The organism is Saccharopolyspora elongata, from assembly GCF_004348985.1.
GTDB classification, from domain to species: domain Bacteria; phylum Actinomycetota; class Actinomycetes; order Mycobacteriales; family Pseudonocardiaceae; genus Saccharopolyspora; species Saccharopolyspora elongata.
The window spans coordinates 1-1,847 of record NZ_SMKW01000203.1 but is presented as its reverse complement, the minus strand read 5'-3'; the positions used below and the strand labels follow the sequence as shown (position 1 = coordinate 1,847).

The window sequence follows — 1,847 nt, the reverse complement described above, 5'->3', positions numbered from 1 at the left end:
TTGTTCAGGCCCTTGGAGATCAGCGACATGACGGACGAGTCGGCGAGCGTGGTGACGTCGCCGACCTCGCGGTTCTCCGCGACGTCGCGCAGCAGCCGCCGCATGATCTTGCCGGAGCGCGTCTTGGGCAGCTCGGGCACGACCATGATCTGGCGGGGCTTGGCGATCGGGCCGATCTCGTGGGAGACGTGCTCGCGCAGCTCCTTGAGCGCGGCCTCGCCGCTGGCGGTGTCGTCGGTGCCGCCGCGCAGGATCACGAACGCGACGATGCCCTGGCCGGTGGTGGGGTCGGAGGCCCCGACCACGGCGGCCTCGGCGACGTTGGGGTGCGACACCAGGGCGGACTCGACCTCGGTGGTGGAGATGCGGTGCCCGGAGACGTTCATGACGTCGTCCACCCGGCCCAGCAGCCAGATGTCGCCGTCGTCGTCGTACTTGGCGCCGTCACCGGCGAAGTAGAAGCCCAGGTCGGCGAACTTCGACCAGTAGGTGTCGCGGTAGCGCTCGTCGTCGCCCCAGATGCCGCGCAGCATCGACGGCCACGGCTGGTCGAGGACCAGCAGCCCGCCGCCGCCGTTGCCGACCTGGGCGCCGGTCTCGTCGACGACCTTGGCCGAGATTCCGGGCAGCGGCTGCTGCGCGGAGCCGGGCTTGGCGGCGGTGACGCCGGGCAGCGGCGAGATCATGATCGCGCCGGTCTCGGTCTGCCACCAGGTGTCCACGATCGGCGTGCGGTCGCCGCCGATGTTCTTGCGGTACCAGATCCAGGCCTCGGGGTTGATCGGCTCGCCGACCGACCCCAGCAGGCGCAGGGAGGACAGGTCGTACTTGGCCGGGATCTCCGCGCCCCACTTCATGAAGGTGCGGATGGTCGTCGGGGCGGTGTAGTAGATCGTCACCCCGTACTTCTGGACGACCTCCCAGTGCCGGCCCTCGTGCGGCGCGTTGGGGGTGCCCTCGTAGACGACCTGCGTCGCCCCGTTGGCCAGCGGGCCGTAGACGATGTAGCTGTGGCCGGTGACCCAGCCGATGTCCGCGGTGCACCAGAACACGTCCGACTCGGGCTTGAGGTCGAAGACGTTGTGGTGCGTGTAGGCGACCTGGGTGAGGTAGCCGCCGGAGGTGTGCAGGATGCCCTTGGGGCGTCCGGTGGTGCCCGAGGTGTAGAGGATGAACAGCGGGTTCTCGGCGTCGAAGGCTTCCGGCGTGTGCACGTCCGGCTGGCCGGCGACGACGTCGTCCCACCACTTGTCGCGCGAGTCGTCCCAGGCCACCTCGCCGCCGGTGCGGCGCACCACGACCACGTGCTGGACGCTGGGGGTCTCCGCGACGGCCTCGTCGACGCCTGCCTTCAGCGGCATGGGCTTGCCGCGCCGGTACTGGCCGTCGGCGGTGATGACGACCTTGGCCTCGGCGTCGTTGATCCGGGTGCGCAGCGCCTCCGAGGAGAACCCGCCGAAGACCACGCTGTGCATGGCGCCGAGCCGGGCGCAGGCCAGCATCGAGAAGATCGCTTCGGGCAGCATCGGCAGGTAGATCGCGACCCGGTCCCCGGCGCCCACGCCCAGCGCCGCCAGCGCGTTGGCGGTGCGGGAGACCTCGCGCTGCAGCTCGGCGTAGGTGATCTCGCGGGAATCCCCGGGCTCGCCCTCCCAGTAGATCGCGACCCGGTCGCCGTTGCCCGCCTCGACGTGGCGGTCCACGCAGTTGTAGGCCACGTTCAGCTTGCCGCCCACGTACCACTTCGCGAACGGCGCGTTCGACCAGTCCAGGACCTGGTCCCACTTGGTGTCCCAGGCCAGCCGCTCGGCTTGCTTCGCCCAGAACGCCTCCCGATCGGCCGAGGC

General features: G+C 70.3%; 1 protein-coding gene. It reads right to left on the bottom strand.

Annotation, left to right across the window (positions count from 1 at the left end; all coding sequences use genetic code 11):
- On the bottom strand, positions 1 to 1,847 hold a 1,847-nt coding region (gene acs, locus E1288_RS46270), incomplete at both ends, for an acetate--CoA ligase (RefSeq protein ID WP_132495681.1).